At 48.3% G+C, this 24,863-nt stretch carries 25 protein-coding genes and 1 pseudogene; 22 read left to right on the forward strand and 4 right to left on the reverse strand.

The window, feature by feature from the left end; all coding sequences use genetic code 11:
• The first annotated feature begins 14 nt into the window (after positions 1 to 14).
• From O3661_RS03575 to O3661_RS03585, 3 genes are all read left to right on the forward strand, one after another.
• Complete coding sequence (locus O3661_RS03575) at positions 15 to 650, forward strand: 7-carboxy-7-deazaguanine synthase QueE (protein WP_371492312.1); 636 nt, start codon at positions 15 to 17, stop codon at positions 648 to 650.
• A gap of 332 nt (positions 651 to 982) precedes the next feature.
• A complete protein-coding gene (locus O3661_RS03580; RefSeq protein ID WP_371492313.1) occupies positions 983 to 2,569 on the forward strand; it encodes an L-lactate permease in 1,587 nt (528 codons plus the stop codon).
• Between the two features lie 297 nt (positions 2,570 to 2,866).
• The gene (locus O3661_RS03585) at positions 2,867 to 3,229 is read left to right on the forward strand and encodes an adhesin (protein WP_371492314.1); all 363 of its coding nucleotides are present in this window, start codon (positions 2,867 to 2,869) and stop codon (positions 3,227 to 3,229) included.
• A 136-nt stretch (positions 3,230 to 3,365) separates the two neighbouring features.
• Here the strand turns inward: O3661_RS03585 and dnaN are convergent, their stop codons facing one another.
• Both dnaN and dnaA read right to left on the reverse strand, forming a co-directional pair.
• Entirely contained in the window at positions 3,366 to 4,469 is a 1,104-nt protein-coding gene (gene dnaN / locus O3661_RS03590) for a DNA polymerase III subunit beta (RefSeq protein WP_003748908.1), read from the reverse strand.
• A 105-nt stretch (positions 4,470 to 4,574) separates the two neighbouring features.
• Positions 4,575 to 6,143: a chromosomal replication initiator protein DnaA gene (dnaA, locus tag O3661_RS03595; protein WP_371492315.1), complete on the reverse strand. Its 1,569-nt coding sequence runs from the start codon at positions 6,141 to 6,143 to the stop codon at positions 4,575 to 4,577.
• Positions 6,144 to 6,462: 319 nt separating this feature from the next.
• Here dnaA and rpmH point away from each other — a divergent pair, with 319 nt between their 5' ends.
• The 4 genes from rpmH to yidC all read left to right on the forward strand — a co-directional run bounded on the left by rpmH (position 6,463) and on the right by yidC (position 8,924).
• A complete protein-coding gene (gene rpmH / locus O3661_RS03600; protein WP_002214728.1) occupies positions 6,463 to 6,597 on the forward strand; it encodes a 50S ribosomal protein L34 in 135 nt (44 codons plus the stop codon).
• Between the two features lie 2 nt (positions 6,598 to 6,599).
• Positions 6,600 to 6,941: a ribonuclease P protein component gene (gene rnpA, locus O3661_RS03605; RefSeq protein WP_003748912.1), complete on the forward strand. Its 342-nt coding sequence runs from the start codon at positions 6,600 to 6,602 to the stop codon at positions 6,939 to 6,941.
• Entirely contained in the window at positions 6,938 to 7,159 is a 222-nt protein-coding gene (gene yidD, locus O3661_RS03610) for a membrane protein insertion efficiency factor YidD (protein ID WP_063069052.1), read from the forward strand. The genes rnpA and yidD overlap by 4 nt, the downstream gene beginning before the upstream one ends.
• A gap of 118 nt (positions 7,160 to 7,277) precedes the next feature.
• The gene (gene yidC / locus O3661_RS03615; RefSeq protein ID WP_371492316.1) at positions 7,278 to 8,924 is read left to right on the forward strand and encodes a membrane protein insertase YidC; all 1,647 of its coding nucleotides are present in this window, start codon (positions 7,278 to 7,280) and stop codon (positions 8,922 to 8,924) included.
• Between the two features lie 95 nt (positions 8,925 to 9,019).
• Here the strand turns inward: yidC and O3661_RS03620 are convergent, their stop codons facing one another.
• On the reverse strand, positions 9,020 to 9,730 hold the full coding sequence (locus tag O3661_RS03620) for an SAM-dependent methyltransferase (protein ID WP_049328886.1): 711 nt from the start codon (positions 9,728 to 9,730) through the stop codon (positions 9,020 to 9,022).
• A 53-nt stretch (positions 9,731 to 9,783) separates the two neighbouring features.
• Positions 9,784 to 10,374 carry a nucleoside triphosphate pyrophosphatase gene (locus O3661_RS03625; protein ID WP_371492317.1) on the reverse strand — a complete coding sequence of 197 codons (591 nt, stop codon included), beginning with the start codon at positions 10,372 to 10,374 and terminating at the stop codon, positions 9,784 to 9,786.
• Between the two features lie 55 nt (positions 10,375 to 10,429).
• Here O3661_RS03625 and O3661_RS03630 point away from each other — a divergent pair, with 55 nt between their 5' ends.
• The 15 genes and pseudogenes from O3661_RS03630 to fabG all read left to right on the forward strand — a co-directional run bounded on the left by O3661_RS03630 (position 10,430) and on the right by fabG (position 24,691).
• A complete protein-coding gene (locus O3661_RS03630) occupies positions 10,430 to 10,933 on the forward strand; it encodes a DUF177 domain-containing protein (RefSeq protein WP_004520416.1) in 504 nt (167 codons plus the stop codon).
• A gap of 33 nt (positions 10,934 to 10,966) precedes the next feature.
• Complete coding sequence (gene rpmF / locus O3661_RS03635) at positions 10,967 to 11,146, forward strand: 50S ribosomal protein L32 (RefSeq protein ID WP_002240035.1); 180 nt, start codon at positions 10,967 to 10,969, stop codon at positions 11,144 to 11,146.
• A 92-nt stretch (positions 11,147 to 11,238) separates the two neighbouring features.
• Complete coding sequence (locus O3661_RS03640) at positions 11,239 to 11,763, forward strand: phosphoribosyltransferase (protein ID WP_004520417.1); 525 nt, start codon at positions 11,239 to 11,241, stop codon at positions 11,761 to 11,763.
• A gap of 122 nt (positions 11,764 to 11,885) precedes the next feature.
• Positions 11,886 to 12,956, forward strand: coding sequence for a phosphate acyltransferase PlsX (gene plsX / locus O3661_RS03645; RefSeq protein WP_371492318.1), 1,071 nt, complete (start codon positions 11,886 to 11,888; stop codon positions 12,954 to 12,956).
• A gap of 153 nt (positions 12,957 to 13,109) precedes the next feature.
• A complete protein-coding gene (locus tag O3661_RS03650) occupies positions 13,110 to 14,072 on the forward strand; it encodes a beta-ketoacyl-ACP synthase III (RefSeq protein ID WP_371492319.1) in 963 nt (320 codons plus the stop codon).
• 51 nt (positions 14,073 to 14,123) lie between these two features.
• Positions 14,124 to 14,471 carry a DUF1294 domain-containing protein gene (locus O3661_RS03655; protein ID WP_371492320.1) on the forward strand — a complete coding sequence of 116 codons (348 nt, stop codon included), beginning with the start codon at positions 14,124 to 14,126 and terminating at the stop codon, positions 14,469 to 14,471.
• A gap of 9 nt (positions 14,472 to 14,480) precedes the next feature.
• Positions 14,481 to 15,407, forward strand: coding sequence for an ACP S-malonyltransferase (gene fabD, locus O3661_RS03660; RefSeq protein WP_371492321.1), 927 nt, complete (start codon positions 14,481 to 14,483; stop codon positions 15,405 to 15,407).
• Between the two features lie 300 nt (positions 15,408 to 15,707).
• Complete coding sequence (gene msbA / locus O3661_RS03665) at positions 15,708 to 17,558, forward strand: lipid A export permease/ATP-binding protein MsbA (protein ID WP_371492322.1); 1,851 nt, start codon at positions 15,708 to 15,710, stop codon at positions 17,556 to 17,558.
• Between the two features lie 59 nt (positions 17,559 to 17,617).
• Positions 17,618 to 18,430: a glycosyltransferase family 2 protein gene (locus O3661_RS03670; RefSeq protein ID WP_371492323.1), complete on the forward strand. Its 813-nt coding sequence runs from the start codon at positions 17,618 to 17,620 to the stop codon at positions 18,428 to 18,430.
• A gap of 65 nt (positions 18,431 to 18,495) precedes the next feature.
• Entirely contained in the window at positions 18,496 to 19,245 is a 750-nt protein-coding gene (locus O3661_RS03675; protein WP_371492324.1) for a glycosyltransferase, read from the forward strand.
• Between the two features lie 52 nt (positions 19,246 to 19,297).
• Entirely contained in the window at positions 19,298 to 20,803 is a 1,506-nt protein-coding gene (locus O3661_RS03680) for a glycosyltransferase (protein WP_371492325.1), read from the forward strand.
• Between the two features lie 247 nt (positions 20,804 to 21,050).
• Positions 21,051 to 21,391: pseudogene (locus O3661_RS03685) on the forward strand (glycine--tRNA ligase subunit beta); the annotation flags it as partial.
• Positions 21,392 to 21,605: 214 nt separating this feature from the next.
• Entirely contained in the window at positions 21,606 to 22,616 is a 1,011-nt protein-coding gene (locus tag O3661_RS03690) for a hypothetical protein (protein WP_371492327.1), read from the forward strand.
• A 327-nt stretch (positions 22,617 to 22,943) separates the two neighbouring features.
• Positions 22,944 to 23,666 (forward strand): hypothetical protein, encoded by a 723-nt coding sequence (locus O3661_RS03695; RefSeq protein ID WP_371492328.1) that lies wholly within the window; start codon positions 22,944 to 22,946, stop codon positions 23,664 to 23,666.
• 278 nt (positions 23,667 to 23,944) lie between these two features.
• Positions 23,945 to 24,691 carry a 3-oxoacyl-ACP reductase FabG gene (fabG, locus tag O3661_RS03700; protein WP_371492329.1) on the forward strand — a complete coding sequence of 249 codons (747 nt, stop codon included), beginning with the start codon at positions 23,945 to 23,947 and terminating at the stop codon, positions 24,689 to 24,691.
• Positions 24,692 to 24,863 lie beyond the last annotated feature (172 nt).

A 24,863-nucleotide genomic window follows, 5' to 3' on the forward strand; every position in this document is an offset into this window, starting at 1 on the left:
CACACCTAATATTCATGACCATTCACATCACGCCGAACAATCCCCAATACCGCATTGTCGAAATATTTGAAAGCCTACAAGGCGAAGGCTGGAATACAGGCATGCCTGCCGTTTTCATCCGTTTGGGCAAATGCAATCTCGCGTGTAGCTGGTGCGATACCGACTACCTCAAATTCGGCATGATAAGCCTGTCCGATATTTTAGGCCGTCTGAAAACCTATACGGCGCGCAACATCATCATTACCGGTGGCGAACCCACCATCCAACCGCATTTGGATACCCTGCTCAATGCACTCAAAGCCGAAGGCTATTTTCTGTGTATCGAAACCAACGGCCTCAACCCCGCGCCGCCGCAAATCGACTACGTTGCCACCAGTCCTAAAGCCTGCTATGCCGCCAAATATGAATCTAGTTGCATCGAGAAAGCCGACGAAGTGCGCATTGTTGCCGACGGCGATGTCGTTGCGTTTTGCCAAGAGATGGAACGCAAAATCCGCGCCCAACATTATTACCTCTCGCCTTGCGAGCAAGACGGTGTGATGAATATCTACGACACCATCCGCCAAATCGGCATATTAAACAGCCGACCCGACGCCCCCGTTCATTGGCAACTGAGCGTACAAACGCATAAATGGGCAGGAATAGAATAATTCGTTTGAAATCAATTAAAAACAAAACCTTTACAAAATATTGAATGTAAATACCATTCGATATTCGACCAAATGCACTACTGGCAATGCTCTCAGGCCGTCTGAAAACCCAATTTCAGACGGCCTTTTTTGTTACAAAACTCTTGACCGATTACATAAGATTACGTAAAGTGTGCAACAGTTTTCATAAATTGGTAAAACCAATTTACCTGATAACTGATTGCACCTAAAAAGGTGGCAATCCTTATTCGAAAAACATCTATTACTCAACACATCGCATCAAACCGCCATTGATTGACGGTTATGATGCTTGTTGCCCCGAGGATAATCCCATGGCTCTCTTTCTCAGTATTTTTCCCATCGTGCTGCTGATCTGGCTGATGGTTAAGAAAAACAGTATGCCGTCCTACGTCGCACTGCCGATTACCGCCGCGCTGATTTATGCCATCAAACTGTTTTATTTCGGCGACAACGCCATGTTGCTCAATGCAACAGCCGCATCCGGCCTCGTCTCTACCCTGACCCCGATTACCGTGATTTTCGGTGCCATTATGTTCAACCGCATGATGGAAACCACCGGCTGTATCGACGTCATCCGCAAATGGCTGGCTACCATCAGCCCGAATCCGATTGCCCAGTTGATGATCATCGGCTGGTCTTTCGCCTTTATGATTGAAGGCGCATCCGGTTTCGGTACGCCTGCCGCCATTGCCGCTCCAATCCTGATGAGCTTGGGCTTTAACCCGTTAAAAGTAGCTATCTTCACTTTGGTCATGAACTCCGTACCCGTGTCCTTCGGTGCAGTAGGTACCCCGACTTGGTTCGGCTTCGCACCGTTGAACTTGAGTGCTGAAAACATCTTGGCTATCGGCAGACAAACCGGCGTGATGCACTTCTTTGCTGGTTTCATCATCCCTGTGATCGGCTTGAGCTTCATCGTACCTTGGGCTGAAATCCGCAAAAACTTGGGCTTTATCGGTATCGCCGTATTCTCCTGTACCCTTCCTTACGTCGCGTTGGCAATGGTCAATGAAGAATTCCCATCTCTGGTTGCCGGCGCAATCGGTCTGATGGTGTCTGTATTCGCGGCCAACCACGGCTGGGGCTTGAGCAAAGACCATCCGAAAGACCCGAATGCCGAAAAAGTACCTTTCGCCCAAGTTGCCAAAGCACTTGCCCCTCTAGGTATGCTTATCGGTATGCTGGTGGTCACCCGTATCAAACAGTTGGGCATCAAAGGCCTGCTGACCAGCAAAGAAGAATGGTTCAGCTTCCAACTGCCGTTTGATTTGTCCAAAATCACCGTCAGCGACTCCCTGACCATCACCTTCGGCAACATCTTCGGCCAAGGCGTAAACGCTTCCTACCAAACCCTCTACGTTCCGGCTTGGATTCCGTTTGTCTTCACCGTTTGGATTTGCATCCTGCTGTACAAAACCAAATTCAAAGATGCGTGGTCTTTCTACGCTGCAACCTTCAACCAAACCAAAAAACCTCTGCTTGCCCTGATGGGTGCGCTGATTATGGTTCAGCTGATGATGGTTGGCGGCGATGACTCCATGGTGAAAATCATCGGTAAAGAGTTTGCCGCGATGGCAGGCGAACACTGGGTGTACTTCTCCCCATACTTGGGCGCAATCGGTGCATTCTTCTCCGGTTCCAACACTGTATCCAACTTGACCTTTGGTCCGATTCAACAACAAATCGCGCTTGATACCGGCCTGTCCGTTACCCTCATCCTCGCCCTGCAATCTGTCGGCGGCGCAATGGGTAACATGGTCTGCATCAACAACATCATCGCCGTATGCAGCGTGTTAAACGTAAACAACGCCGAAGGCGCGATCATCAAGAAAACTGTCATCCCGATGAGCATCTATGGCGTCATCGCCGTGACTATCGCTTCAATTTTCTTCTTGTAAACCGCTTCATATCAAAGGCCGTCTGAATATTCAGACGGCCTTTTTTGTATTCTTTTGCTATATTTCTTAAAGAATCATTAATGTATATATTCCGCAACAATCCGCATAACCACTTTGCAACACCAAATTACAAACAACTTTCTATTAATAAACAATCGGGTAAGCATAAGTAAACACTGTTTTGCAATTTACCTAATTACCACTACCGACAAAACGCCTAAAATACGCTTCATCTGCAAACGGAAACCCTTTCTCATTTTGCAAGATAACACACAACCCTCATATGGAGCTTAGATCATGAAATTACTTTCTGTTATCACTGCAGCCGCATTGGCTACTGTTTCCTTCTCTGCTGCCGCTGCACCTGCCGGCTTCGTTTCTTACCATTGTGACGGTGGCAAATCACTGAACGTGATGTACGGCTTTGACCGTAGCGGCCGTGCAGTTACTGCCGACGTAAACGCCGGTGGCAAAAAAGCCTCTTTGGTTGTCGACAAAAAACGTTCTGACAGCACTGGCACTACTTTCACCAACCGTAAAGGCTATGTAATGTCTGCCGGTTTCATCGACAAAAACACCCACACTACTTCTGAAGTTGTCGGCGTGAACGCCCCTAACGGCTCATTCCTGGTGAAAAACTGCGAACCACGTCCACGTTAATCCCAGTTTTCCTATTTAACCGAATCATCCCGGTTTAATCAAAAGGCCGACTGAAAAACAATTTTCAGACGGCCTTTTGATTCAAGCCTATAAAAAAGAGCGTGTACCGTACACGCTCTTTTTGTTTGTCCCCCGCTTAAATACGCATCGGCATTACGATGTATTTGAAGTTCGGATTGTTCGGCATAGTAAACAGCGTTGAGCGGTTAGCATCGCCGAAGGCAAGCTGCATATCGTCGGAGTGGATATTACGCAACACATCCATCAGGTAGCCGATGTTGAAACCGACTTCGAGTTCTCCGCCTTGATAAGCGATTTCCAACTCTTCGCGCGCTTCTTCCTGCTCGTTGTTGCTACATACGACACTCAGCAAACCTGGCTGTAAGAACAGTCGCGCACCGCGGAATTTTTCATTGGCAAGAATGGCGGCACGTTCGAGCGCACCCAAAAGCTGAGTACGGGATACGAGGAAAATCTTGTCATTATCCAAAGGAATCACGCGGTTAAAGTCAGGGAACTTGCCGTCGATGACTTTGCTGACAATGGTTGTGCCATTGCATTGGAAGCGTACTTGATTGTCCAAAAGCTCAACGGTGATGGATTCGGACGGGTTATTCAGCAGCTTGAAGAGTTCCAATACCGTTTTACGCGGCAGGATAACTTCTGTTTTCGGCAGTTCCGCTTCAATTTGGCTGGCCGCATAAGCAAGGCGGTGGCCGTCGGTTGCCACAAGGCGCAGTTGGTTGCCTTCAACCTGCATCAGTAAGCCGTTGAGGTAATAGCGGATGTCTTGAACCGCCATGCTGTATTGCACTTGCGAAAGCATGGTTTTGAAGGTTTCTTGAGTCAGCGAGAAAGTCGCGCTGACATCGTTGCCGACACTCATCAAAGGAAAGTCTTCTGCCGGCAGGGTTTGCAAGGCAAAACGGGATTTGCCCGCACGCAGAGTCAAACGGTTGTCCGCCCAATCTAAGGACACCAGCGCACTATCGGGCAGGGCGCGCAGGATGTCTTGGAATTTTTTAGCGTTGGTCGTAATACGGAAATCGCCTGCCTGACTTTCAGGGCCGGCGGTATTGATTTGGATTTCCAAGTCGGTTGCCAAAAGTTTGGTTTGTCCGTCTTTGCTTTCCAGCAACACATTGGACAAAATCGGCAGAGTATGGCGACGCTCAACGATACCGGTAACGGCTTGCAACGGCTTGAGCAGACTGTCGCGGTCGGCTTGTAAAATCAGCATGTTCCATTCCTTTGAATTTGAAATCGGTTGATTTGGGTATTTTAAAATATTTTTTGTATTCAGACGGCCTCATATCGATATCAGGCCGTCTGAAATTGCATTGGGTCAGTTTTGAATCAAAATCAGCAGTTTTTCGTAGTCTTGCGCCAATTCAGGGTCTTCTTCGCGCAGTTTCGCCACTGCTTTCACGCCGTGCATCACAGTCGTATGGTCGCGGCCGCCAAAGGCATCACCGATAGAAGGCAGACTGAGCGTGGTCAGCTCTTTGGTCAGGCTCATGGCGACTTGGCGCGGTCGGGCGATGTTGCGCGTACGTTTTTTGCCCAATATATCGCTGATTTTAATCCGATAATATTTGGCCGTCGCATCGATAATGGTGTCGGCGGTAATGACTTTGTGTTTCTCGGCAATAATATCCTGCAAAGCCGTGCGCGCCAAATCCATGTCGATAACGGGGCGGTTCATAAAACGGCTGCTGGCGCTGACTCGGTTGAACGCACCTTCCAACTCGCGCACATTAGAGCGGATCAGATTGGCGATAAACAAAGCGGCTTCGTCTTCGATGCTGATACCGGCGGCTTCTGCCTTTTTCTGCAAAATCGCCACGCGCATTTCCAATTCAGGCGGTTCGAGTTCCAAAGTCAAACCCCATGAGAAACGCGATTTGAGACGGTCGTCCATGCCTTCGATTTTGGCAGGCAATACGTCGCACGTCAGGATGAGCTGCTTTTTCTCGTTGTGGAAATGGTTGTACAGATAGAAAAATTCTTCCATCGTACGGTCTTTGCCTTTGATGAACTGGATATCGTCGATAATCAGCAGGTCATATTGTTTATATTGTTGCTTGAATACATCGTAAGTATTGTTGCGCACCGCCTTCATAAAGCTGCGGATATAGTCGTCCGAGTGCATATAGCGCACTTTGGCATCGGGGCGGTTTTTCAGCAATTCGTTACCGATGGCCTGCACCAAGTGGGTTTTACCCAAACCCGTGCTGCCGTATAAGAAAAACGGGTTGTAGCCCTGCCCCGGATTTTCAGCAATCGCTTGGGCGGCTGCGGCGGCAAGGCGGTTGCCCTTACCTTCCACCAAGGTTTCAAATGTATAGTCGCGCGACAGATTGGTCTGTTCGTAGCGCGCTTCTTCTGCATCGTGTTGCGCGTCGGTTTTGGCTTTGGCAACCGCTTTAGACTCAGCCGGAGCGGCAGTTTGCACTTGAGGCTCATGCGGCAGGTTTTTCATGCGTTGCGCCAAAATCTCGGCAGCCGTCATGGCAGCTGCAGGCTTGGAAACCGTTTCAGACGGCCTATCTTCTTCCACTGCCGCAGCAGTTTGCAAAGGCATTTGAACAGGCTCTACAAATTCTTCAACTTCAATGACTTCTTGCACTTGCACCGGCGCAACAGCCTGAGTCGCCATTTCATAATGCGTACCTACGCCCGGCTTAAACGCAAACGCAGCCTGCTGAGGCACCAATTCGGCACGCACGGCGTCAATTTTGGCGGCAAACTGGCTTTTGAGCATATTGCAGGCAAATTGGTTTTTACCATACACCACCCATACGCCGTTTTCTTCGCCCACGGTCAAAGGCGCAATCCATTGCGCAAACTGCCCGGCAGGCAACATTTCGTGAAGGCGGCAAAGGCACAGCGGCCAAAATTCAGCTAACGTCATGAGATTAAGCTCGGAAAATGGAAGATTTGGGAAATACAAGAAGGCAGAGCAGACAGGCAATCCGATAAAAATCAAATTTTTACGATACTCCCGCTGCTTTCAGACGGCCTTGCACACAGAGAAAAGCAAGGTTGGGCGATTATACCCATTCCGCTCTTTTTTATCCACAACCGCCGCAAAATTTTATCCACAAATTCTATCAATGCATAAAACCCGTTGTCACACTTCAGCAAACGAAAAGTTTTTATATTGATTGACAAAAGCGGCAAATTGGAGTGTAATTCACGGTTTAATTATCTACCAATTTTTAGGAAACATCATGAAACGCACTTATCAACCTTCCGTTACCAAACGCAAACGCACCCACGGCTTCTTGGTTCGCTCCAAAACCCGCGGTGGTCGCGCAGTATTGGCTGCCCGTCGCGCCAAAGGCCGCAAACGCCTGGCTGTATAATTTTGAATTACGGCTTCTCGAAGCAGTATCGCTTATTAAAAACGGATGATTTTTCATCCGTTTTTGCGTTGAAAAACCGACGCAGCCGCGATTTGCTGCAAGTCTCCCAGTCCGCAGACAACGCACTCGGCCATCCGCGCCTTGGTTTGGTCGTCAGCAAAAAGACCGCCAAACGCGCCCATGACCGCAATTATATGAAGCGCGTCATCCGCGACTGGTTCAGGCTGAATCAACACCAGCTGCCGCCGCATGATTTTGTTGTGCGCGTGCGTCAGGCGTTTAATCGGGAAACTGCCCCGGAAGCCCGAAACCAACTTGCCCAGCTGATGAAAAAACGCCGATGAATACCCTGCTTTCTAAGCTCATCCTCGCACTCATCCGCTTTTACCAATACTGCATCAGCCCCCTCATTCCGCCGCGCTGCCGCTATACCCCGACCTGTTCACAATACGCGGTCGAAGCCGTCAAAAAATACGGCGCATTCAAAGGCGGATGGCTGGCAATCAAACGCATCGCACGATGCCATCCTTTCGGCGGACACGGACATGACCCTGTTCCATAATGCTGCTGTCAACCATTTAAAGAACACGATTTCCTTTAATTTCCCGTCGGTTTCTATATAATGCCGTCTGAAGCAGTTTTCATCTCGATTACCTATCCGTCAATTCCAGGAATCTCTTATGGATTTTAAAAGACTAATGGCGTTTTTTGCCATTTCAGTGGCAATTTTTGCCGGCTGGGAACATTTTTTCCCCAGCCCCAAACCTAATCCGGCGCAACAAGCCGCGCAACAGCAAACGGCCGCCGCTCCGGCAAAAGCCGCTGCCGAAGCCGCGCTTGCCCCGGCTTCTCCTATTACCGTTACCACAGACACAGTTAAAGCCGTCATCGACGAGAAAAGCGGCGACCTGCGTCAGCTGACCCTCTTGCAATACAAAGCAACCGGCGACGAACACAAACCTTTCGTCCTGTTTAACGACGGCAAGGAATACACCTACGTTGCCCAATCCGAGCTTTTGGACGCACAAGGCAACAACGTTCTAAAAGGCATCAGCTTTACCGCTCCGCAAAAACAATACAGCTTGGAAGGCGACAAAGTTGAAGTCCGCCTGAGCGCACCTGAAACCAACGGCCTGAAAATCGACAAAGTTTATACTTTTACCAAAGGCAGCTACTTGGTTAACGTCCGCTTTGACATTACCAACAGCAAAGGCCAACCTGTCAACCTGAGCGCAGACTACCGCATCGTCCGCGACCACAGCGAACCTGAAGGCCAAGGCTACTTCACCCGCTCTTACGTCGGCCCGGTGGTTTACACCCCTGAAGGCGGCTTCCAAAAAGTCAGCTTCTCTGATTTGGACGACGATGCCAAATCCGGCAAATCCGAAGCCGAATACATCCGCAAAACCCCGACCGGCTGGCTCGGCATGATTGAACACCACTTCATGTCCACTTGGATTTTGCAGCCTAAAGACGGCCAAAGCGTTTGCACTGCAGGCGACTGCCGTATCGACATCAAACGCCGCAACGACAACCTGTACAGCGCAAGCGTCAGCGTGCCTTTAGCCGCCATCCAAGCCGGCGCAAAAGCCGAAACCGCCATCAACCTGTATGCCGGTCCGCAAACCACTTCCGTTATCGCTAACATCGCCGACAAACTGCAACTGGCCAAAGACTACGGCAAAGTACACTGGTTCGCCTCCCCACTCTTCTGGCTCTTGAACCAACTGCACAACATCATCGGCAACTGGGGCTGGGCAATCATCGTTTTGACCATCATCGTCAAAGCCGTCCTGTATCCATTGACCAACGCCTCTTACCGCTCTATGGCAAAAATGCGTGCCGCCGCACCTAAATTGCAAGCCATCAAAGAGAAATACGGCGATGACCGCATGGCGCAACAACAAGCCATGATGCAGCTTTACAAAGACGAGAAAATCAATCCGCTGGGCGGCTGTCTGCCTATGCTGTTGCAAATCCCCGTCTTCATCGGTCTGTACTGGGCATTGTTCGCCTCCGTAGAATTACGCCAAGCGCCTTGGTTGGGTTGGATTACCGACTTGAGCCGTCCGGATCCTTTCTACATCCTGCCTTTTATTATGGCGGCAACCATGTTTGCACAGACTTATCTGAATCCGCCGTCAACCGACCCTATGCAGGCGAAAATGATGAAAGTCATGCCTTTGATTTTCTCCATCATGTTCTTCTTCTTCCCTGCCGGTTTGGTTCTGTACTGGGTAGTCAACAACCTCTTGACCATCGCCCAACAATGGCACATCAACCGCAGCATCGAAAAACAACGCGCCCAAGGCGAAGTCGTTTCTTGATAAAGGCTTAGGCAACACAAAGGCCGTCTGTTGTTCAGACGGCCTTTTTTTATTTCCTCAAACTAATATAGTTTGAAATTGAACCCAATCCAGTTTTACGCGGCATGCAACACAAAAATAGTCGGGCGTTTTTTCAAATTCGGCATTTCTTTTCTTTTTCGCCACTGCGCAATCGTCTGGCTGATGATTTCCTGTGTCGGCAAGGTCAAGTCCGTAGCCACGCACAAGCGCGTTTCAGGATGCAGATTTTCCACCGCATCAGCCAACAACGCATCGTTGCGATACGGCGTTTCGATAAACAGCTGCGTTTCATTCTGCTGGCGCGAACGTTGCTCCAAAGCCTTCAAACTCTGAATGCGCTCATTTTTTTCAGACGGCAGATAACCCTTAAACGCAAAGTTTTGCCCATTCGCACCTGAAGCCATCAGCGCCAGCAACAAGCTGGACGGGCCGACCAAAGGCCGTACTTCAAAACCGTGTTTATGCGCCAACGCCACTAAATTCGCACCCGGATCGGCCACAGCCGGGCAACCCGCCTCGCTGACAATGCCCATACTACGTCCCTCTTGCAAAGGTTTCAGCAATTCCGGCAAAGTCTTCAAATCCGTGTGTTCATTCAACGTTTGCAAATTCAGTTCGCGGATAGGCGTAGTCACGCCCAAATGTTTCAAATGCGCACGCGCTGTTTTTTCCGCTTCCACGACAAAATCTGTCAGCCCGACAATCGCCTGTTGTTCATGCGGCAACAGGCATGGCGTATCAGGCGCACCCAAAGGGGTAGGAATCAAATACAAAATCGGTTTCATTCTTGCAACTCCAAAAATCTCAGGCCGTCTGAACACATTCAGACGGCCTCAAACTATAAAACTTCCACACCTTCGTTTTTCAAAAAATCAATCAGACGGAAAATCGGAAGGCCGATCAAAGCATTCGGGTCCGTACTTTCAATACGCTCCAACAAAGCGGCGCCCAAACCCTCGCTCTTCGCCGCACCGGCACAATAAACCGCATCCGGCTCTCGTTCCAAATATCGGCTGATTTGCTCATGCGTCAACTGCCGCATGGCAACCACCGTATGATCGACATGATGCTGAACCTTGCCCGTAGCAGTATTCAAAAGCACGATTGCGCTGTAAAATTCAATCCGTTTTCCGCTTAAGTTTTCCAGCATCTGTTGTGCATTTGCGACGTTCATTGGCTTGCCCAACTGCCGTCCTTCGCACCATGCGACTTGGTCTGCGCCGATAATCAGCGTGGCAGGAAAAGTTGCCGCCAATGAACGGGCTTTGCCTTCAGCCAAACGCAGCGCCGTCTCGCCCGCATGCTCGCCCGCAATAGGTGTTTCGTCAAAATCAGGCGATGCCGTCTGAAAATCGACACCCAAACGGCGAAGCTGTCCGCAGCGGAAAACCGAACTCGACCCTAAAACCAAAGGCAGTTTTACTTCCATATTTTTACTTAAAAACATTGACGTTAGACTGCCGAAATTATATCATACTCCGTTTATGTCATACCCTAATTTGATTGACCCAGAAGTTTTCGCCGCCGAAGGGCAGAATCTGCAAGGCAGCTTCCTGCTCGAAGAATTGGATGAACGAGTCAGTTCGCACGATTATCCGGCCGACAAACAGACACGCGTGTCGTTTACGCTGCAAGGCGGTCGCGACCGGCTGCAACGTCTGTTTCTCGATTTAAACGTCAAAGCCGACATGCCCCTGATTTGCCAGCGTTGCATTACGCCCATGCCGTTTCTGCTCGATGAAACCAGCCGTATCGTCCTGTTTGCCGATGAAGAGAGTTTGGACGAAGCCATGCTTGCCGATGAAGAATTGGAAGGCATGCTGCTCGAAAAAGAGCTTGACGTGCGGACTCTGGTTGAAGACCAAATCCTGATGTCGCTCCCTTTCTCCCCTCGACACGAAGACTGCGGCAACAATGGAACACTGGATGAAGTCAATCGGGACAAACCAAACCCCTTCGCTGTTTTAGCAGGTTTGAAAAGCAGTTAATTAGGACACAGTTTATTTATCTAGGAGCTTGAAATGGCCGTTCAACAAAACAAAAAATCCCCTTCTAAACGCGGTATGCACCGTTCACACGACGCTCTGACTGCGCCTTCTCTGTCTGTTGACAGCGCAACCGGCGAAGTACATCGTCCACACCACATTTCTCCAAACGGTATGTACCGTGGCCGTAAAGTGGTAAAAGCTAAAGGCGAATAATCCGTTCGTCTGACTGAAAAAGCCAGAATATTGCCATGCAATGACTGGCTTTTTTGCATTGCACCCTGTATTTTCCTCTTCGGAAGCACACCATGAAACGTAAAATCTGGTACACCTACGACGACATCCACCGCGTAATCAAAGGATTGGCGGAAAAAATCCAAAACTCCGGCACCAAATACGATGCCATGATTGCCATTGGCGGCGGCGGTTTTATCCCTGCCCGCATGTTGCGCTGCTTCTTAGAAATTCCGATTTACGCCGTAACCACAGCCTACTACGACAACGATAACGAAGGTCAAGTTACCGAGGAAGTGAAAAAAGTCCAATGGCTTGATCCCGTTCCAGATGTCCTGAAAGGCAAAAACGTACTGGTCGTCGACGAAGTGGACGATAGCCGCGTTACCATGGAATTTTGCCTGAACGAATTGCTGAAAGAAGATTTCGGCACCGTCGGCGTGGCAGTATTGCATGAAAAAATCAAAGCCAAAGTCGGCAAAATTCCTGAAGGTGTCCCTTATTTCAGCGGCATTACCGTTGAAGACTGGTGGATCAACTATCCTTGGGACGCGCTGGACATTGACGAACACAACAAATTGGCCGCGCAAAACCAATAAATCTGGCACGACCGTCGCAACAAGCCTTTTCATCTGATTTTCAATTCAATTTCCTGAAAATCAGATGAGAGTGCTTGTCCGATTGTTTGAGGCCGTCTGAAACACACAAACCGGAGAACAACATGATTACACTGGCCGTAGATGCCATGGGCGGAGATGCAGGCCTTGCGATGACCGTCCCCGGTGCAGTGGATTTCCTGAAACAGCAATCCGACGTACATCTGATTATGGTCGGAGATGAAGCAGCAGTCCGCCAAGCATTAAGCTCGGCAGGCGCGCCTATGGACCGCATTACCGTCTGCCATGCAGCGCAAGTCGTCGAAATGGATGAAGCGCCGCAATCCGCGCTGAAAAACAAAAAAGAATCATCCATGCGCATCGCCATCAACCAAGTCAAAGAAGGCAATGCACAAGCCGCCGTATCGGCAGGCAATACCGGCGCACTGATGGCGACCGCCCGATTCGTCCTCAAAACCATTCCCGGCATTGAGCGCCCTGCTATCGCCAAATTCCTGCCTTCCGACAGCGAGCACGTTACTCTGGCTTTGGATTTGGGAGCTAACGTTGACTGTACGCCCGAACAACTGGTTCAATTTGCCATCATCGGCAGCGAGCTGGTACACGCGCTACACCCCAAAAAAGGTAGCCCGCGCGTCGCCCTCTTGAACGTTGGTACAGAAGACATCAAAGGTACGGATGCCGTCAAACAAACCTTTAAACTGTTGAGCAGCAGCAAACTCAACTTCATAGGCAATATCGAAAGCAACAGCATTTTGTATGGCGAAGCCGATGTCGTTGTTGCAGACGGTTTTGTTGGCAACGTTATGCTCAAAACCATCGAAGGCGCGGTTAAATTCATGAGCGGCGCCATCCGCCGTGAATTCCAAAGCACCCTGTTCAACAAACTTGCCGCCATTGCTGCCCTGCCTGCGCTCAAAGGTTTAAAAGGCAAACTGGATCCGCGCAAATTTAACGGTGCAATCCTGCTTGGTTTACGCGGTATCGTGATTAAGAGCCACGGCGGAACCGACGAAGTCGGCTTCCGTTATGCTTTGGAAGAAGCCTACCATGAAGCCAAATCCGCCGGACTCGCACAAATCGAACAAGGCGTAGCCACCCAGTTGGCCGCTTTGGAAGCCGCCAAAGCAGCAGCCGAACTGGAAGAAACCGCTGCTCAAACAACGGAAGCTTAAGGCTGATATACACAGGCCGTCTGAAACTTCAAAATGTTCAGACGGCCTGTTTTTATCTTTGAAACACCAACTTCATGCTTCATATTGGGAATTTCCCCATTTTCGCTTACAATACCCGACTATCTGAATCAACTCTCTAAAAAGGCCGTTCTCATGCAATATGCCAAAATTTCCGGTACAGGCAGCTACCTTCCTGTCAACCGCGTCAGCAATGACGACCTTGCCAAAAAAGTGGACACTTCCGACGAGTGGATTACCACGCGTACAGGTATCAAATTTCGCCATATTGCAGACGACAGCGAAAAAACCAGCGACTTGGCCGCCGAGTCAGCACGCCGCGCCTTGGCAGATGCCGATTTGCAGGCTGACGATATCGATCTGATTATCGTTGCCACAGCCACTCCCGATATGCAGTTCCCTTCTACGGCAACCATCGTGCAGCAAAAATTAGGCATTGCCAACGGCTGCCCCGCCTTTGACGTACAAGCTGTGTGCGCCGGTTTTATGTATGCCATGACCACTGCCAATGCCTATATCAAAAGCGGCATGGCAAAAAATGCTTTGGTTATCGGCGCTGAAACCTTCAGCCGCATCGTCGATTGGAACGACCGCACCACTTGCGTCCTCTTTGGTGATGGTGCTGGCGCGGTTGTCTTAAGCGCATCTGACGAACCGGGCATCATCCACGGCAAACTCAAAGCTGACGGCAACTACCTCAACCTTTTGAACGTCCCCGGACAAATCGCCAACGGCCAGATTTGCGGTTCGCCCTACATCAGCATGGACGGCCCCGGCGTATTCAAGTTTGCCGTCAAAATGCTGTCCAAAATCGCCGATGACGTTATCGAAGAAGCCGGTTACACCGCTGATCAAATCGATTGGCTTGTGCCGCACCAAGCCAATAAGCGCATTATCGACTCTACCGCCAAACACTTGGGCTTGAGCATGGACAAAGTGATCTTGACCGTCCAAGACCACGGCAATACTTCCGCCGCCTCCATTCCGCTGGCACTGGATGTCGGTATTAAAAACGGCCAAATCAAACGCGGACAAAACCTCTTGCTCGAAGGTATCGGCGGCGGTTTTGCCTGGGGTGCGGTCTTAGTAAAATATTAACGGTTGGGCCGTCTGAACATCCCTTTCAGACGGCCTATTCTGCTAAAACCCATGAAATCCCTAACGCTTGCACTCTGCATCAGCAGCCTGTTTTTAAGCATAACGGCTGTAATATTGCCCAAACTGGCAATCACCTATCTCGCACTGAGTGCATACGTTTTCTTGCTTTACTACCAAGACAAACAGCGCGCACGCAACCACGGCAGACGCATACCCGAAGCAAAATTGCACCTGCTCAACCTGCTTGGCGGCTGGCCGGGCGGTTATTGCGGCAGTCTCGCATTCCGGCATAAAACCAGCAAACATGAATTTGTCCGCACCTTCCGGCTGAGTGCCGCAACCAATACTGTCGCCACCCTCCTTCTGCTGGCAGACACCCTCAAACATTCAAACCAATAAGGAATTACCATGTCTTTCGCATTCTTCTTCCCCGGACAAGGCTCACAAAGCCTAGGCATGATGAACGGCTTTGCCGAGCAAGCCATCGTTAAAGCCACATTTGACGAAGCTTCCGCCGTATTGGGTCAAGACCTGTGGGCAATGATTAACGGCGAAGATGCCGAATTAATCGGACAAACCGTCAACACCCAGCCCATCATGCTGGCTGCCGGCATTGCCACCTACCGCGCCTATTTGGAAGCCGGCGGTAAAATCCCTACCGTCGTTGCAGGTCACAGTCTCGGCGAATACACCGCCCTCGTCGCCGCCGGCGCATTGGATTTTGCAGACGCAGTCAAACTCGTCCGCCTGCGCGCCGAACTCATGCAATCTGCCGTACCGCAAGGCGTAGGCGCAATGGCCGCTATTTTGGGTTTGGAAGATGAACAAGTAAAAGCCATTTGTGCCGAAGCTGCACAAGGCGAAGCCGTTGAAGCCGTCAACTTCAACTCTCCAGGTCAAGTTGTGATTGCCGGCAATACCGCCGCGGTCGAACGCGCCATGGCCGCCGCCAAAGAAGCCGGAGCCAAACGCGCCCTGCCGCTGCCTGTTTCTGTTCCCTCACATTGCAGCCTCATGAAGCCTGCAGCGGAAAAACTTGCCGAAGCATTGAAAGACATCACCATCAAACAACCGCAAATCCGCGTCATCCATAACGCCGATGTTGCCTCTTACGATGATGCCGACAAAATCAAAGATGCCTTAGTACGCCAGCTGTACAGCCCGGTGCACTGGACAGAAACCGTCAACGCGCTTGTTTCCGAAGGCATCACCGAATCAGCCGAATGCGGCCCCGGCAAAGTCCTCGCAGGCCTCGCCAAACGCATCAACAAAGAAGCCGCGTGCAGCGCATTGACCAATGCCGATCAAGTGGCTACATTTATCGAAGCCCAGTAAGCTTGCAGCCTTTCATGTTTCAAACGACCTTTCTTAATGAAAGGTCGTTTTTAATGCCTTTCAGTTGTGTTGAAATAGGGGAGTGAATGGTAACAGAAGGACATTTTTTCTATTTCAACTTAGCATTAGTTTTTTTAAATATTTAAGGTCGTCTGAAAAAATTTTACAGAAAGAAAAATCGTTTTTTATCCAAAAACAGTAATTTCGTCACACCAGCATCTTCATTGCGATATAATCACTAAGCCTTAATAATCCGATAGATTAAAAATTTAATCTACATAGCACCGGAATACCGAGCCAATGATAGAAAAACTGACCTTCGGCCTATTTACCCAAGAAGACTCGCGCAGCTTCATGCGTTTGATGGCTTATATTCGCCCTTATAAGACCCGCATTATTTTTGCTTTAATTGCTATCTTCGGCGTTGCCGCTACCGAAAGCTATCTTGCCGCCTTCATTTCCCCACTGGTCAACCAAGGCTTCGCCCCGCCTTCTGCACCGCCCGAACTCAATACCGCAGGCGGCATCGTCACTACACTGCAAAACTGGAAAGACCAATTTACCTACCTGATTTGGGGCACTCCCAACAAAGTCTGGGTTGTACCTGTATTTTTTATCTTTTTGGTCATCATTCGAGGCATCAGCCGCTATGTCAGCACATATTTGCTGACTTGGGTTTCCGTCATGGCAATCAGCCATCTGCGCCGCGATATGTTTGCCAAGATGCTGCAACTCTCTTCTAAATTCCATCAGGAAACCCCATCCGGAACGATTTTGATGAACATGGTGCAAATGGCGGAACAATCCATCAGCAACGCCAGCAATGTATTTATCGTCCTGACTCGCGATACCATGATTGTTATCGGTTTGGTCTGCGTCCTGCTTTATTTAAACTGGCAACTCAGTTTGGTCGTCGCCCTGATGTTCCCACTGCTGTCTTTGTTGTCCCGCTATTACCGTAATCGTCTGAAAGACATTATTGCGGGAGCGCAACTCAGTATCGGTACTATGAACAATGTCGTCAACGAAGTCCATCAAGGACACCGTGTAGTCAAACTCTTCGGCGGCCAACGTCAGGCTGCCGAACGCTTCACCGCTATCAATGACACCATCGTCCGTCTCGGTAAAAAAATCACCCAAGCTACTGCTGCCCGCTCTCCGTTCAGCGAACTGATTGCTTCGTTTGCTTTGGCCGTCGTTATCTTTATTGCCCTTTGGCAGAGTCAGCAGGGGCATACCACTATCGGCGAATTTATGGCCTTTATCGTTGCCATGCTACAAATGCTCAGTCCTATCAAAAATCTAGCCAATATCAGCATTCCCATGCAAACCATGTTTTTAGCATCAGATGCCGTCTGTCAGTTTTTAGATACCGAACCCGAAAAAGATACAGGCACCCAAAACCTGAAAAATGTTTCAGGCAGTCTGAAATTTGAAAATGTTGACGTACGCTACCGCGAAGATGGTAAAAAAGCCCTGGACGGATTCAACCTCGACATCTGCCAAGGCGAACGTGTCGCTCTAGTTGGCCGCTCCGGTAGCGGCAAATCCACCGTTGTCAACCTACTACCGCGCTTCGTAGAACCAAGCGCAGGTACAATCTATCTCGACAACATCAATATCGCCGACGTCAAACTGACCGACTTGCGTTCGCAATTTGCCCTAGTCTCCCAAGACGTCTTCCTATTTGATGACACCCTTTTGGCAAACGTACGTTACAGCCGCCCCGAAGCAAGCGAAGAAGAAGTTTCAGCCGCCCTCAAAGCCGCCAATCTGCAAGACTTGGTCGAAAACTCTCCGCACGGCCTGCACCAACCCATAGGTGCAAACGGCAACCAGCTCTCCGGCGGACAGCGGCAGCGTGTCGCCATTGCACGCGCTATTTTGAAAGATGCCCCAATCCTGCTGTTGGACGAAGCCACTAGCGCGCTAGACAACGAATCCGAACGCCTCGTCCAACAAGCCCTCGAACGTCTGATGGAAAACCGCACCAGCATCATCGTCGCCCACCGCCTAACCACCGTCGAACAAGCCGACCGCATCATCGTCATGGACGACGGCCATATCGTCGAACAAGGTTCGCACAGCGAACTGATGGCCCAAAACGGCTACTACGCCATGCTGCGCAACATGCCGAAAATCACAGGCTAATTTCCAGACGGCATTAGTAATGCCGTCTAAAAACCGACAGAAAACACCTAGAGATAACCATGGCCACCGAACATATCCCTCTTGTATCCGTAATGATTCCTTACTACAACTGTAAAGGATACATTACCGAAACCATCGAATCCGTCGAACGACAAACCTATCCGAATATTGAAACCATTGTGGTTGATGATGGTTCGGATTTCGAGCATGCCGCTTATCTGAAAGCATACCTTTCAGATAAGCCGTTCATTAAACTTGAAACACAAACCAACCGAGGCGTGGCAACGGCACGCAACCGTGCGGCACGGCTGGCAAACGGCAAATACTTTCTGTTTCTTGATGCAGATGATGTAATTCTGCCCGAATACATTGAAAAAGCAGTCAGCATTTTAGAATCCAATTCCGACTGTAAACTGGTTTATCCGCAAGCGGAATTCTTCGGATTACACGCTTCCTCATGGCATCTTCCCGCTTTCAGCGGTTTGGGGAAACTTTTGGAAGGCAACCATATTCCCATCATTGCCATTCATCATGCAGAAGATTTCAAAAAACTGTCGGGCTTCGATGAGAATTTGGCCACTCACGAAGATTGGGATTTATGGATTAGGATATTGAAACATGGCCATTCCGCCGTTCAAATTCCCCAAATACTCTTCCGTTACCGCAAGAGAGTCGACCAGTCCTCATTAACTGACCGGCTGCTGAAAGACAGCTTTGTTATGAAACAAAGCTGGCAACAGGTCTATATCAAGCACAGCGAACTATTTGTCAAAAACGGCTTAGGCTACCACGATTTGGTCTCCAACCGAAAAAAATGCGATGCACGAAAAAACGGCTGGCTGAAAAAACTGACAGGCCGTCTGAAAAAATAAAAACCGACCTTTCTGCCGATACAATTACCGTATGAAAACCTGAGACAAAACCAAGGGACTGAATAATGAACACCGTCGAAACACTTGCTCCTTTACCGCCTTCCACCATCATTATGACTTTTCACGGAGAAGGCGTTTACGCACATAAAAGCCTGCTCGGATTCCAACGCATCAGAGAATATTCTGCCGCACAGGGAAATCGCGTAAATTTGATTTGCATTTTAGATTGTGCCGAAATATTTACCACACAAACAGTCAAAAACTACCTGCATCGGCACGGCAACAGTACCGATCAAATCATTGAAACTGGCAACGGTTCTCCTTCAGCATCACGGAACATAGGCATCGACCATGTAAAAACAGAATTTGCAGGCTTTCTTGATGGCGATGATTTTTTCAGTGCCAACTGGGTTAACGAAGCCGTTAAATTACAAACCAATGCGAAAACACCTACTTTATGTATGCCGGAACATGTTGTTAGTTTCGGGCGGCATATCGGTATCCAACCCATCGTTTCCAGCCGTGAAATCCCCAAAGCCCAAATGATAAATACCCATTACTGGGTATCTTCCTCATTTTCCCGAACCGATATTTTCAGACGGCATCCCTATAACGAAACAGTGGGCAGACAAGCAAAATTTGCTTTTGAGGACTGGGATTTCAACTTACGCTGCATTGCTTCGGGTACCGACATCGAACCCGTACCACAAACCTATCTGTTTTACCGTCGGCGCGACAATTCCATCCTGCAAGAGCATTTACAGTTTAACTCATTGATTCCGCCTTCTGACTTTTTCCTGACTTTGGGTCTGTAATATAACACCGGCAACCTATTTTCTCGATTAAACCACCATTTAGATGACAAAAATGAAAAAAAATCCCATCAAATCTATGATTAAATCCATCATACGGGCAATATGGAAAATCTTATTCAAACCTTTAGTCAAAACCCTGCCCGACCGCCCTCTAAAACAAAGGCTGATGAAAGCGGGCGGTAAAATAGAACGGCGCGAATGGTGGCCGAAACCTCCTAAAAATACCCTTTCCCACAACCTCAACGCATTCTTACTTGAAGAACTGCGGGTGTTAGGCACAATCGAACCTGCTTTGCAACCGAGCAAAGATTTTCTGAACCAGCTTTCCCAACACAGTTACAATCCTTTAACCGGTCTAGAAAACAACAGTTACGGAGAAACCTACGGTTTGTTGTTACGTCATCTGAAAAATCTTGATTTCGATGTCGTGTTCCTTGCACCGTGGCTGAAACGTGGCGGAGCTGACTTAGGGCTATTGCACCACATCAATGCCCAACACGAAAAAGGCATGAAAATCCTATTGATTACTACCGAAAATGCCGAGTCCCCATGGATTAACCGCCTGCCTGAATCGGCCGTACACTTGGACATTGCTTTCTTTACTAAAAAACTCAATACATACAAAGCATCGGAATTATTGGGACGCGTATTACTGCAAATTCCCGCACAAAGCATTCACAACATCAATTCCTCTTTAGGTTGGGACGTATTCAAACGATACGGCCACCAGTTGAAAGCCATGAACAAAAAAATCTTTGCCAGCGTATTTTGTGAAGATGAATTCGAACCCGGTATTTACTTTGGTTATGCCTCTTATCTGCCGGAGACATTCCGCTCTTTGACAAACGTATTTTGTGATACCCGATGGTACCCTGAAGAGCAAAACCGACTGTCCGGATTGGGTAGTTTGATGAAAACCGTTTACTTCCCATTTTTAGGTAAGCTGAACACCTACTCCGCTTCCGATAAAAAATCTGCGCCGATACTATGGGCAAGCCGCATTGCCAAGCAGAAACGTCCTGAACTGCTTTATCAGATTGCAAAAGCAATGCCTGAACAAGAATTTCATATTTACGGCGAATCGGAACGTGCCTGCCGCAAAGAATTGGAACAACTGAAGGTATTACCGAATGTCAAATATTTTGGTAAGTATGATTCTTTTGCCCAAGTTGCTACCCAGCAGCAATATGCCGCTTTCCTTTATACTTCGCAGTATGACGGTCTACCGAATGTATTGATTGAAGCTATATCCAACGGACTGCCTGTGATTTCATACGATGTAGGCGGAATCGGCGAACTGATTCATCAAAATGCCCTACTTTCCGACGATGCCGCTTTTGAAAAAAATCTGTTTAAAATAAAAAACATTCTGCATAATAAAACACTATTGAAAAGCTCATGGCAGCACAGTCGTGAGATTTTGGAAACTCGCCACAGTTGGAACGGGTTTATCAAGGTACTCGAATCCGTAGACGGTTATTTCCCGACACAGACGCGGGAATCATACCAAACCTGTTATAAAGACTTCAGAATATTATCCAAACCTTCGAAAACCTGAGAATACCGGACAACTCGCCACCGACTTACTTTTCAGACGGCATCCCCCCGAAAAGCCGTTCTAACATCGATGAACAGCCGAAACAGAAAGCAAACAATGACCCAAACCCTTTTAATCGAACTACTCACCGAAGAACTCCACCCAAAACCCTCGATAATCTCGGCAACTACTTCACTGTCTTCGTTGCCGAAGAGTCTTGGAAGAAGCGTAACTGATGACGGTGCGGCCGAATACACCGCCTCCCCCTCCGTGTCATTTGGACGACTTAACCACCAAACTACAAGCTGTCACCTTGTTCAAACAACTGACCAAAGCCGCCGCTCGCCGCCACTAACAAACGTGTGCAAAACCTGCTGAAAAAAAGCCGATACCGAGTTGGGTGAAGTTAATGAAAGCCTGTCACAACAAGATGAAGAAAAACAGCGTTTGTAGCTAAAAATCGCCACTGCTATTGCTAAAGGCGATTTTTAGCTACCTTATTCCGTCAAACCGCATGTCGATACCCTCTTCGACGGCATGATAATAATAGCTGAAGATCCCGCTGTAAAACGAAAACACTTAAACCTACTGAACAGTTTGGCGGAGTAGATGAATGCAATAGCAGATATTAAGGAGGCAGAGAGCCGATTATTATCAATAAAAACAGTATCATGTAGTTAAATGCTTTATCCCGTTTTGACTCCAGAATCTATAAAATTCCCTGTTAAAACATATGGCACACATTTAACTACATACCAAAAAAATAATATTTCGACATAATCCGTTTACCTGACTATGAATTTTCCACATTTAGTATTTCCATATGAGTAAAACCATCATCCTTGCTGTCCCCTATATGTACGGGTTGGACAAGTGCATAGAAAAAAACCTGCGCTACCACGGCTTCAATGTCATCAATCTCTGTTACGACGACAGGGACTCATACTATCCGCACATAGGCTGCCGTATTCTCGGTTTGTATCATAAATACATTAAAAAAGATGGCAATTATAAGAAAAAACTGAAATATTCCCGCTACTGCAAGCAGATAGCTGAAAAAATGGCTTCCTTGGGAGATGGCAAAGCAGACTACGCTCTCTGCATCCGCGCCAATATTTATCCCAAAGAAATTATTTCCTCTATCCGCAAATACAGCAAAGTATGTGTCAACTACCAATGGGACGGTATCGACCGTTTCCCTGACATCATCGAATATCTGCCCTATTTTGACCACTGCCGGGTGTTCAATAAAAACGATGTGGAGAAATATCCCCAACACCGTTTCAAAGCGACCACCAATTTCTATTTCGATTTTCCGATTGAGGGAGAGGGAAAAACGGAAGGCCTTTATTTTTTAGGCGGCTACGAAGCAGGCAGAGAACATCAAACCTCCATTTTTCTTGATGAAGCACGCAGATTGGGGCTGCCTTTGGATTTCTACATCTACTGCAAAGACGACCGTGCAAGCAAAATTTTTGGCAACAACGGCATTACCTATTTGAATAGACAAAGCATCCTGAGCTTCGAGCAAAACCTGCAAAAAGTCAAAAACTGCCTGGCAGTCGTCGATTTTGTCCAATTTGAAAATTACGGCTTGTCTTTCCGTGTATTCGATGCCCTGTGTTTCGACAAAAAACTGATTACCACCAATAAGGCAGTAGCGGAATGCGACTTCTACCATCCCAACAATATCTTCATTTGGGACGGAGAAAGCCTTGACGGATTGAAAGACTTTTTCAGACGGCCTTACCATCCGCTTCCCGAAGAAATAAAAGCCAAATACGCCTTCGGCAACTGGGTCCGTCGAATCCTCGACATATCAGACGAAGTATAAACAGATACTATGCCGACAGAACAAAAAACAATTATCCTGGGCATGCCCGCTGACAACCAAATTTACCGTGTTATTGAAGCTGCTCTGAATCATCACGGCTTCAACGTCATCAGCGTCATCATGGATAATCTGAATTTCCGCTATCCTTCCCTTTCTGATCGTTTGAATGTCAAATTCAGGCAACTAGTGCTGAGAGATAAAAACGCAAAAAAGAAGCTTATATCCACTCAGTTAATGCGAGATGTCAAAAACAAACTGATAATGCATAGTAAAGCAGATTACGCTTTGTTTATTCGAGGTGATGTTTTTTCACTTGAATTTTTAGATATGATTAAACGCCATACTCGTCATGGTAATATGATCAACTACCAATGGGACGGCATCGACCGTTTCCCTGCTATTTGGGATTGCGCCGACCGGTTCGACCGCATTTACGTTTTTGATCCCGCCGATATGCGAAATCCGAAACATCCTTTCCTGCCAGCCACCAATTTCTATTTCGACCACGACGTCAACCTGCCCGAAAACCCACCCAACGATTTCTATTTTATCGGTTGGCATATACCTGACCGCGCCCCGATTATTTCTGCTTTTGGCAAAGCAGCTGAAACGTTGGGCTGGAAACTTGACTTCAATATCGGCAGTATAAATACCGACGTCGATACCCTCCGCCGTTTTTATCCTACGGAAAACATAAAAATCTTCATCGGTGTCAGAAGTTTCGCAGACAACCTCGAAGCCGCCAAACAGGCAAAAATCCTGATAGATTTCAAAACGCCCGTTCACAACGGCCTCTCTCTCCGCCCCTTCGAAGCCCTCGGCTACCGCAAAAAATTAATTACCACCAACACCGAAATCAAAAAATACGATTTTTATCACCCCAACAATATCTTCGTTTGGGACGGTAAGAGTTTGGACGATTTGGCAGAATTTGTCGCCAAACCCTATCGCGAGCTGCCGCCTGAAATCTACCAAAAATACAGCTTCGGCAACTGGTTGCGCTATATTCTGGACATACCGTCCCATCAAAAAATCACCCTGCCCGAATAAACGGAAAGGTCGTCTGAAATTTGCCGATATAGCAGATAAAATAGGCAATGCCCGTACCGTCATTCCCGCGCAGGCGGGAATCCAGAGATTTGAGATTACGGTAATCTCTAAACATCTCTGAAAGATTAAGATCGGGATTCCCACCTGCGCGGGAATGACAATACGGAGGCTTCTTATTTTATTTCAGACGACCTCAAAAATTAGATTCATCACACTATTTATGCTATAAGGTCGTCTGAAATAAACAGACTCCATTCTTCAAAACAAGGAAGCAAAATATGAGTACACAAGATTTGAGCGGCAAAATCGCTTTGGTAACCGGCGCATCGCGCGGTATTGGTGCGGCGATTGCCGATACTTTGGCTGCGGCCGGTGCAAAAGTTATCGGTACAGCCACCAGTGAGAGCGGCGCCGCTGCAATCGGTGAACGCTTGGCACAATGGGATGGCGAAGGCCGTGCATTGAATTCTGCCGAACCTGAAACCATCGAAAACCTGATTGCCGACATCGAAAAAGAATTCGGCAAACTGGATATTCTGGTCAACAACGCCGGCATTACCCGCGACAACCTCCTAATGCGCATGAAAGAGGAAGAATGGGACGACATCATGCAGGTTAACCTCAAATCCGTCTTCCGCGCCTCCAAAGCCGTATTGCGCGGCATGATGAAACAGCGTACTGGCCGCATCATCAACATCACATCTGTTGTCGGCGTGATGGGCAATGCCGGCCAAACCAACTATGCAGCGGCAAAAGCAGGCTTAATCGGCTTCTCCAAATCTATGGCGCGTGAAGTCGGCAGCCGCGGCATTACCGTCAACTGCGTCGCCCCGGGCTTTATCGACACCGATATGACCCGCGCCCTGCCGGAAGAAACCCGCAAAACCTTTGAAGCGCAAACTTCTTTGGGCAAATTCGGTGAAGCGCAAGATATTGCCGATGCAGTCTTGTTCTTGGCTTCTGATCAGGCAAAATACATTACCGGTCAGACACTTCATGTCAACGGCGGCATGTTGATGCCGTAAACCGTTTGTCTATTTAAAGGCCGTCTGAATATTTCAGACGGCCCTTTTTGTCAATCAAAACACTACTTTACATTCTATCTTGATATAATCTTAATAATCCGTTAGATAACGCTCGAAACAGTAAGTCCAAATAAGCATGATACGGGAAATCAAATCGCAGAAATGAAGTTCA

The organism is Neisseria sp. 20925_1_37 (assembly GCF_041433255.1).
Lineage (GTDB): Bacteria > Pseudomonadota > Gammaproteobacteria > Burkholderiales > Neisseriaceae > Neisseria > Neisseria flavescens_D.

Coding starts and splice junctions, on each gene's coding strand:
- rpmH (WP_002214728.1), top strand. CDS start 6,463: ATGAAACGCACTTATCAACCTTCCGTTACCAAACGCAAACGCACCCAC.
- O3661_RS03630 (WP_004520416.1), top strand. CDS start 10,430: ATGTCATACCCTAATTTGATTGACCCAGAAGTTTTCGCCGCCGAAGGG.
- O3661_RS03690 (WP_371492327.1), top strand. CDS start 21,606: ATGAGTAAAACCATCATCCTTGCTGTCCCCTATATGTACGGGTTGGAC.
- rpmF (WP_002240035.1), top strand. CDS start 10,967: ATGGCCGTTCAACAAAACAAAAAATCCCCTTCTAAACGCGGTATGCAC.
- O3661_RS03670 (WP_371492323.1), top strand. CDS start 17,618: ATGGCCACCGAACATATCCCTCTTGTATCCGTAATGATTCCTTACTAC.
- O3661_RS03580 (WP_371492313.1), top strand. CDS start 983: ATGGCTCTCTTTCTCAGTATTTTTCCCATCGTGCTGCTGATCTGGCTG.
- O3661_RS03680 (WP_371492325.1), top strand. CDS start 19,298: ATGAAAAAAAATCCCATCAAATCTATGATTAAATCCATCATACGGGCA.
- O3661_RS03650 (WP_371492319.1), top strand. CDS start 13,110: ATGCAATATGCCAAAATTTCCGGTACAGGCAGCTACCTTCCTGTCAAC.
- fabD (WP_371492321.1), top strand. CDS start 14,481: ATGTCTTTCGCATTCTTCTTCCCCGGACAAGGCTCACAAAGCCTAGGC.
- yidC (WP_371492316.1), top strand. CDS start 7,278: ATGGATTTTAAAAGACTAATGGCGTTTTTTGCCATTTCAGTGGCAATT.
- O3661_RS03585 (WP_371492314.1), top strand. CDS start 2,867: ATGAAATTACTTTCTGTTATCACTGCAGCCGCATTGGCTACTGTTTCC.
- O3661_RS03695 (WP_371492328.1), top strand. CDS start 22,944: ATGATTAAACGCCATACTCGTCATGGTAATATGATCAACTACCAATGG.
- O3661_RS03625 (WP_371492317.1), bottom strand. CDS start 10,374: ATGGAAGTAAAACTGCCTTTGGTTTTAGGGTCGAGTTCGGTTTTCCGC.
- O3661_RS03620 (WP_049328886.1), bottom strand. CDS start 9,730: ATGAAACCGATTTTGTATTTGATTCCTACCCCTTTGGGTGCGCCTGAT.
- plsX (WP_371492318.1), top strand. CDS start 11,886: ATGATTACACTGGCCGTAGATGCCATGGGCGGAGATGCAGGCCTTGCG.
- O3661_RS03655 (WP_371492320.1), top strand. CDS start 14,124: ATGAAATCCCTAACGCTTGCACTCTGCATCAGCAGCCTGTTTTTAAGC.
- dnaN (WP_003748908.1), bottom strand. CDS start 4,469: ATGCTGATTTTACAAGCCGACCGCGACAGTCTGCTCAAGCCGTTGCAA.
- O3661_RS03640 (WP_004520417.1), top strand. CDS start 11,239: ATGAAACGTAAAATCTGGTACACCTACGACGACATCCACCGCGTAATC.
- dnaA (WP_371492315.1), bottom strand. CDS start 6,143: ATGACGTTAGCTGAATTTTGGCCGCTGTGCCTTTGCCGCCTTCACGAA.
- fabG (WP_371492329.1), top strand. CDS start 23,945: ATGAGTACACAAGATTTGAGCGGCAAAATCGCTTTGGTAACCGGCGCA.
- O3661_RS03575 (WP_371492312.1), top strand. CDS start 15: ATGACCATTCACATCACGCCGAACAATCCCCAATACCGCATTGTCGAA.
- O3661_RS03675 (WP_371492324.1), top strand. CDS start 18,496: ATGAACACCGTCGAAACACTTGCTCCTTTACCGCCTTCCACCATCATT.
- yidD (WP_063069052.1), top strand. CDS start 6,938: ATGAATACCCTGCTTTCTAAGCTCATCCTCGCACTCATCCGCTTTTAC.
- msbA (WP_371492322.1), top strand. CDS start 15,708: ATGATAGAAAAACTGACCTTCGGCCTATTTACCCAAGAAGACTCGCGC.